The following is a 7,927-nucleotide window of genomic DNA, read 5'->3' as shown; positions in this document are numbered from 1 at the left end:
CCGACAAGCCGACCGGCACGCCGGAGCCCACCCCCAGCGCCACCGACAAGCCGACGCCGGCCCCCTCGCCCACCGACGAGGAGGAGGACCCGATCTGCTCCGAGGAGTCCGACGAGGCAGCGGTCAGCACCACGCTGCGCGGGCTGCCGAACAAGGTGGTGGCCGGCACCGGCTGGGTGAACTTCACCTTCCGGACCACCAACACCTCCGACAAGACCATGAAGTCGGTCGACGCCTTCGCCGTCGTCGGCGCCATCGAGGGCAAGGACCTGGAGGACGTCTCCGAGCTCCTGACCATCCAGTGGTACGACGAGGCGTCCGGCGGCTGGCAGACGGTCGACGAGAGCGGCTACTTCGCCACCGTTGAGGAGCTGAAGCCCGACGAGTACGCGGACGCCAAGATGCGGCTGAAGGTGGACGCCAAGACCCCCGGTAGCTACGGCTTCGCCCTGGCCATCGGCGCGTACCACGACCAGGACGACGTCTGCGGCTTCTCCGAGGCCTCGGAGTACACCTTCGACGTGCTGGCCGCGGGCAGCAAGCCCGGCCCGGTCGAGAACGCCGAGCCCAAGCCGTCCAAGCACAAGCCGAACAAGCCGGCCCCGCAGGGCGGGCTGACCGAGCTGCCGGTCACCGGTGAGCTGGCGCAGACCGGTTCCTCCTCCATGCTGCCGACGCTCGCCGTGATCGGCGGGGTGACGGTGGCCGTGGGCGCGGGCGCGATGATCGTGGTGCGCCGCCGCCGCACCGGTGCGACCGCGGCCTGATCCGCGGGGCATCACAGCACGCGCACGAACGCGAACGGGCGGGCCGGATCTCCGGCCCGCCCGTTCCCTTGTCTCCGGGGCCCGTTCCCGCACCTCCGGGCCGGGGGACGTGCCTCCGGGGGCCCGGGGCCGAACGAAGGCGGGGCCCGGCGCCCGCCCGCGGTCAGTCCTCCGTGCGCTTCGGCGGCACCTCCGGCACCGGCAGCAGGGTCGGCAGCCGGAGCGCGCCGAACGCCTCGGCCGGGACGGCCGGGTGGCGGGGCGCGACCGGGGCCAGCCGCTGGTAGCCGGCGCCCGGCTCGGGACGCGGGTCCGGCTCGCCCTTGTTCGGCCACAGCGCCATGGCGCGCTCGGCCTGCGCGGTGATGGTCAGCGAGGGGTTGACGCCCAGGTTGGCGGAGATCGCCGCGCCGTCCACCACCGAGATCCCCGGGTGTCCGAACAGCCGGTGGTACGGGTCGATGACCCCGTGTTCGGCGTCCTCCCCGATCGGGCAGCCGCCCAGGAAGTGCGCGGTGAGCGGGGTGCCCATCAGCTCGCCGACATTGCTGCCCGCGATGCCGTTGATGGACTCGGCGATCAGCCGGGCGGCCTCGGCGCCCTCGGGGATGTGGTCCGGGTTGGGGCTGCCGTGCCCCTGCCGGGCGGTGAGCAGGCCCTTCCCCGGGCCGCGGCGCCTGCGGTAGGTGGTCAGCGAGTTGTCGTGGGTCTGCATGACCAGCCCGATGATGGTGCGCTCGGACCAGCGGCGGTAGTCGAACATCCGGGCGGCCAGCGCCGGGTGCCGCAGATTGGCGCCCAGGTAGCGGAGCCAGCGGGGCCCCGGCCCGCCGTAGGGGATCTGGAGGATGGACAGCGGGGCCATCGCGTTGGAGCCCTTGCCGTAGCGGACCGGCTCGATGTGGGTGGTGTCGTTGGGGTGCACCGAGGAGGTGATCGCGACGCCCTGGGAGAAGTCGGCCCTCGCCTGACCGGTCCGCTTCCGGTAGCGCCGGTCGGTGGTCTGCGCGCCCACCAACGCCTCGGAGTTGGTACGGGTCAGCTCGCCGAGCCGCGGTGAGAGCCGGGGCAGCATCCTGGTGTCGCGCATCCGGTGCAGCAGGGTCTGGGTGCCGTAGGTGCCGGCGGCGATCACCACCCGGCGGGCGGTGAAGACGGTCCGATGGCCGCGCTGCCGGCGCCGGTCGGTGGGCACGGTCAGCACCCGGTAGCCGCCCTCCGGGTGCTTCCGGTCCTCGGTGACCGCGAGCACGGTGGTCATCGGGTGCACCGTGGCACCGGCCCGTTCGGCGAGGTAGAGGTAGTTCTCGTTGAGGGTGTTCTTGGCGCCGTGGCGGCAGCCGGTCATGCACTCGCCGCACTCGGTGCAGGCCCGGCGGGACGGTCCGGCCCCGCCGAAGTACGGGTCCGGGACGGTCTCGCCGGGCTTGGCGCGACTGGTCCCGTCGGCGTCCTCGCCGTCCCCGAAGAACACCCCGACCGGTGCCATGTGGAAGGTGTCGCCGACGCCCATCCGCTCGGCCGCGGCCTTCAGGTGCCGGTCGGAGGGGGTCATGGTGGTGTTGAGCCGCACCCCGAGCATCCGCTTGGCCTGCTCGTAGTACGGGCCGAGCTCCTGCTGCCAGTCGGTGATGTGCCCCCACTGCCGGTCCTGGAAGAACGCGGCGGGCGGTACGTAGAGGGTGTTGGCGTAGTTCAGCGAGCCGCCGCCGACCCCCGCCCCGGCCAGCACCATGACCTTGTTCAGCAGATGGATGCGCTGGATGCCGTAGAGGCCGAGGGCCGGGGCCCACAGGTAGTTGCGCAGGTCCCAGGAGTTCTTGGGAAGGGTCTCGCGGGTGAAGCGGCGGCCGGCCTCCAGCACGCCCACCCGGTAGCCCTTCTCGGTGAGCCGCAGGGCTGACACCGAACCGCCGAAGCCGGAACCGATCACCAGCACGTCGTAGTCGGTTCCACCCCGGCCGGCGGCGCCGCCGGCCCGCCCTCCCACACGCTTGTCCCCTGACACGGGCACCTCCGTCACACGTCTCGTTCAGGCTCCCGGGGGGGCAACGCCCCGGGCTCTCTGGTGCGCCCCAAAGGGGCGCTGGGGGTCCCCCCGGACGGAGTCTGGGGGTGGGGGCACCTCCCGGACGAAGTCTGGGGGAGAACGGCGCGACCAGCCACCGACAACCCGCAGCCGAAGCCCGCACCAGCCCAGCGCTCAGCGAATCCGCAAGGCCTTCATCGCCCGCAACCCCCGCGTCAGCAGCGCCGCGTACCTCTCGTCGTCCAAGCCGAACGCCGGTGCCATCGGCACCACCCGCTGGTGGGCGACGGTCTGCGCCTCGGTGTACTTCAGGATGCCCTCGGAGCCGTGCCGGCGGCCGAGCCCCGAGTCGCCCATGCCGCCCATCGGCGAGCGGACACTGCCGTAGGCGGCGGCGAAACCCTCGTTGATGTTGACGGTGCCGGTGCGCAGTCGGGCCGCGATGGCCCGTCCGCGGCGGCCGTCCCGGGTCCACACGGCCGCGTTGAGCCCGTACGGGGTGGCGTTGGCCCGCTCCACCGCCTCGTCCTCGTCGGTGAAGCGGTACACGGACACCACCGGGCCGAAGGTCTCCTCGGTGCACACCGCCATCGGCGCCTCCACCCCCTCCAGGATGGTGGGCTCGTAGAACAGCGGGCCGATATCCGGGCGGGCCCGGCCGCCGGTGACCACCCTGGCCCCCTTGGCCACGGCCTCGTCCACATGGCGGGTGACGTTCTCCAGCTGCCGGGCGGAGACCAGCGAGCCCATCTCCGCCCCGTACGCCAGCGCGCTGCCCAGCCGCATCGCCCGGGTGCGGGCCGCGAACCGGGCCAGGAAGTCATCGGCCACCGACTCGTGGACGTACAGCCGCTCGATGGAGATGCACAGCTGCCCGGCGGAGGCGAAGCAGGCGCGGACCGCGCCGGCGGCGGCCTTGTCCAGGTCGGCGTCGCGCAGCACCAGCATGGCGTTCTTGCCGCCGAGCTCCAGGGAGCAGCCCACCAGGCGGGCCGCGGCGCTCCGCGCCACCTCGCGCCCGGTGCGGGTGGACCCGGTGAAGGACACGTAGTCGGCGTGCCGCACCACCTCGGGGCCGACCACCGGGCCCTCGCCGACCACCACCTGCCACACCTCGGCCGGCAGTCCGGCCTCGATCATCAGCTCCCGTGCCCACAGCGCGGTCAGCGAGGTCTGGGTGTCGGGCTTCATCACCACCGCGTTGCCGGCCACGAAGGCGGGCAGCGCGTCGCCGACGGAGAGCTCAAGCGGGTAGTTCCAGGGCACGATCTGGCCGACCACCCCGCGCGGCTGGCGCAGCTCGGTGACCTTGGTGAGCACCGGCAGCACCCCGATGTGCCGCTTGGGGCGCAGATAGGCGTCGGCCTTCAGCCCGTAGTGCCGGGCGGCCACGGCGACGCCCTGGATCTCCTCGTGCGCGTGCAGCCGGGTCTTGCCGGTCTCCAGCTGGATGATGTCCAGCACCTCGGGGTGCCGTCGCAGCAGCAGGTCGTGGAAGCGCAGCAGGACGGCGGCCCGTCGGCGCACCGGGGTGGCGGCCCAGGCCCGCTGGGCGTCCCGGGCCCGCTCGAAGGCGGTGGCGACGTCCTCGGGGGAGGACTCGGGCAGGTCGGCGAGCTTCTCCCCGGTGAACGGGGAGTGGTTGGCGGTCCGCCCGCCGCCCAGCACGCCCCGGGTGAGCCGGGCGAGCAGCTCGGGGGTGAGGACATCGGCGGCGGTGCGGGTGCCGGGGGCGGCGACCGGGTTGCCCTCGGCGGCCGCACGCCCGTCCGCGGCGGAGCGGCCCCCGGCCGCGGGCTCTCTGCCGCCGGCCGTCGCGGGGGCGCTGTCGCCGGCCGACGCCGGGGCGCTGTGCTGCGGGTCCGTTTCCTGCGGCGAGTCCGTCATGCGGCCGAGGGTATTCCGATGGGCACCCCTTTGGGTACCCACCGGTAACCGCTTTTCCGAAAAGTGCCAGCGATCACTGGCATGGACCTATGTCCTCGCAGGTCAACACGGAGGGCGGTCGGCCGTCACCGACCATCGCACACCAGGCCGAAGAGAGGCGGAACACACCGAGGACCCCGCGGACCCCGCGGACACCGCGGCAGGGACACCGAGGGGAGGCCGCGGCGAGGACACCGCGGGCGGCGGTCAGATCTCCTGGATCCGCAGGTGCTTCCGCACCTCCTCGAACAGCCGGTCGCCGTCGGCGCGCGCGGCCCCCTTGGCGGGCATGGTCACGCTCACCTCCCACTGGGTCTTCTTGCGGTTGACCACCACCAGGTCCCGCACCGCGTAGAGCAGGGCGTCGTCCGCGGAGTTGTCCCGGTAGGTGGTGGTCATGTCCACCGCCGACTGGCCCTGCTGCCGGGTCGCGGACCGCCGCACCGTACGGGCTCCGTACATGTCGTGGTTGTCCTCGCTGGTGTACCAGTCAGCCAACTCCTCGGCGGCCTCCTTGGCGTCCTCGACCTCGTTGTCCTCGCTGCGCGGGGTCCGGGACACCGAGATGGTGAACACCCCGCTCGGGTCGTTGTACGAGACCGTGGTGCCGTCACCGTCGTCCGTGCGCTCGTCGTCCACCGCCCGCACATACCCCTCGGGCACCGCGACGGAGGCCGCGACGATCTCCGGGTCCTCCCGCACCGTCCAGTCCCCGGGCACCGCGTCCTCGTCCGCGAAGGGCTGGAGCACGGTCAGCGCCACGGCGGCGGCCACCACCAGCACCCCACCGCCCAGCAGCAGCTGCGCCCTGCGGTTGCGGTGCAGGATCGGCGGTACGAAGCGGTTGCCGGCGCTCCCCGCGGCCTCGGGCCCTCCGCCCGCGGGCAGTCGGGTGGCCGGCAGGGTGGGGGCCGGCTGCGGCGGGCGCACCACCGACTCCAGCACCTGCCGGGCCTCCGCGGCGGAGGGACGGGCCGCCGGGTCCTTGCGCAGCAGCTGCATGATCAGGGTGGCCAGCGCCCCCGAACCGCGGGCCGGGACCTGCGGTTCGGCGGACACGATCGCCTGGAGGGTGGCCGGGGTGTGCGAGCGGCGGAACGGGGACATGCCCTCCACCGCCGTGTACAGCACCACGCCCAGGGACCACAGGTCCGACTCCGGGCCCGGCCGCTGCCCCAGCACCCGCTCCGGCGCGATGTACTCCGGCGAGCCCACGAACGAGCCGGTCTCGGTCAGCCCCTGCTCGCCCTCCACCTGCGCGATACCGAAGTCGGTCAGTACCACCCGCTCCGGCCCGGCGCCCTCCGGCCGCGCGACACCGTCGCCGCCCAGCAGCACGTTGTCCGGCTTGACGTCCCGGTGCAGCACACCCGCGGCGTGCGCGGCGGCCAGCGCCCCCAGCACGTCAAGGCCGATTCTGGCCACCTCGCGCGGGTCCAGGGTGCCCTCGGCGAGCCGGTCGGCCAGTGACTGGCCCTTCACCAGCTCCATCACGATCCACGGCCGGCCGTCCTCGACCACCACGTCGTGCACGGTGACCACCGAGGGGTGGCTGATCCGGGCCGCCGCCCGCGCCTCCCGCCGCATCCGCTGGTAGACCTTGTGGCCCTCGCCCTCGACCAACCCGGCCGGCACCCGCGGCTCCTTGACCGCGACGTCCCGGTCCACGACCTGGTCGTGCGCCTTCCACACGGTGCCCATCCCGCCGTGCCCCAACCGGGAGACCAGCCGATAGCGCCCACCCACCAGCCGCCCCACCCCGACCTCGGGGTCCGACGAGGAGCCGGTACCGCCGGGGGCGGGCCGGGTACGCGGATCCGACTGCCGCGGCAGCGGGGAGCCGGCCTGACCGGGGGCCGACGGCGCGGCATCGACACGGGTGGCGTCGGGGCGGGCGGACTCGGGGTGTGCGGCGTCCACGCGGGTGGCGTCGGGCTTGGGCGAACCGAATCGGGTGGCGTCGGGCCGGGCCGGGCCGAACCCCGGGGCGTCAGGCCGGCCCTGGCCGGGTCCGGCGGCGTCCGAGGGGTCGCTGCCCTGCTGTGCGTACGGCCCTGCCGCACCGGGAGTCCGCGGCGTCTGGAGCCCGTAACTGGTGGGCTCGTCCGCCCGTCCCCCACGATTCGTCATGACTCAATCATGACCTAACGCGACCGTCCGTCTGCCACTCAGGTCCGGCCCCGTGAACGTCCCGTGGCACGTTTGACACAGCGCGCGGAAGAGCGGCCGGGGGGCTCCGCAGGGCGGGCCGCGGATGCTCGGCAGGTCGGGTGGGGGACGCTCCGCGGGGCGAGGCGGGGCCCTCCGCAGGATGAGCCGGGAACCCTCAGCGGTTCCAGCCGGGGCCCTCCGCAGGCCGGGCCAAGGACACTCCGCAGGGCAAGCCGGGGCCCTCCGCAGGGCGGGCCAAGGACACTCGGAAGTCCGGGCCGGCGACACCCCGCCGGGCGGTCCAGGGTCGCTCAGTAGGGCGAGCCGGGGCGGCGGAAGGTCTTGAGGATCTGGTCGAAGTACGCCTTCCCCCTGCTCTTCTCGGCGACCGGCGCGGACACCCACACATCGCACATGCGGGTCCCCTCGTCCCAGCTCAGCTCGTAGGTCTGCCGGGAGCCGCCGTCATCCGACGTCCCGTCCCAGACGAACGCCCACAGCGCGGCGGGAATCCCGTGGTGGTCCAGCTCGATCACCTGGCCGTCGCGGTAACCCGGATAGTCGCGCGGGCCGTTGGCATCGGCCTTCCGGGTCGAGCCCAACGGGCCCGCGGGGTCCTGCGAGCGGATGTGGACCCCGATGCGGAACTCCTTGCCCGGCGAGTAGAAGTAGACCCGCGGCGGCTCGTAGGAGCGGCTGAACCCGTCCGGCAGCGCGAGTTGGAAACCGGCGGGATCGCTCCACATCCGGTAGCCCTCGGGTACGGGCGGCCGGCGCCCCTTCGCCGGTGCGCTGGACGCGCCCTGCCGCGGCTCGGACCGCCCACCCCCGGAGGCGTGCGGGGTGCCGGCGGCGGCGTCCTTGCCGTGGCCGGGGCCCGCCGAGGTCCCCGACTGCCCCCGCGCACCGCCATCCTGCTGTAGCAGCATGGCGATCCCCGCGCCCGCGCCCAGCAGCACCAGCACCGCCACCCCGGCGAGCCCGGCCGTCCGCGCCCGGAAGCGGCGTCCCGGCACGGACTGCGGCTCCGGGGCCGGGGCATGCGGAGTGGACC

Annotated in this window: 4 protein-coding genes and 1 pseudogene; 1 reads left to right on the top strand and 4 read right to left on the bottom strand. The window is 73.9% G+C overall.

Going from position 1 to position 7,927, the window contains the following annotated elements; genetic code table 11:
* The coding region (locus tag E4099_RS25515) for an LAETG motif-containing sortase-dependent surface protein (protein ID WP_135341467.1) at positions 1-767 on the top strand (767 nt) is incomplete at its 5' end.
* Positions 768-930: 163 nt separating this feature from the next.
* Here E4099_RS25515 and E4099_RS25510 read toward each other — a convergent pair.
* The 4 genes and pseudogenes from E4099_RS25510 to E4099_RS25495 all read right to left on the bottom strand — a co-directional run.
* On the bottom strand, positions 931-2,775 hold the full coding sequence (locus E4099_RS25510; protein WP_280923526.1) for a GMC oxidoreductase: 1,845 nt from the start codon (positions 2,773-2,775) through the stop codon (positions 931-933).
* A 195-nt stretch (positions 2,776-2,970) separates the two neighbouring features.
* Positions 2,971-4,683, bottom strand: a complete 1,713-nt coding sequence (locus tag E4099_RS25505) for a succinic semialdehyde dehydrogenase (protein WP_135341465.1) — start codon at positions 4,681-4,683, stop codon at positions 2,971-2,973.
* 246 nt (positions 4,684-4,929) lie between these two features.
* Positions 4,930-6,852 carry a serine/threonine-protein kinase gene (locus E4099_RS25500; protein ID WP_135341464.1) on the bottom strand — a complete coding sequence of 641 codons (1,923 nt, stop codon included), beginning with the start codon at positions 6,850-6,852 and terminating at the stop codon, positions 4,930-4,932.
* Positions 6,853-7,184: 332 nt separating this feature from the next.
* A pseudogene (locus E4099_RS25495) lies at positions 7,185-7,927 on the bottom strand (serine/threonine protein kinase); the annotation flags it as partial.

It is taken from the genome of Streptomyces palmae, from assembly GCF_004684805.1.
Taxonomy (GTDB): Bacteria; Actinomycetota; Actinomycetes; order Streptomycetales; family Streptomycetaceae; genus Streptomyces; species Streptomyces palmae.
Note: the sequence above shows the minus strand (reverse complement) of the source record. Positions and strands in the feature narration are given on the sequence as shown.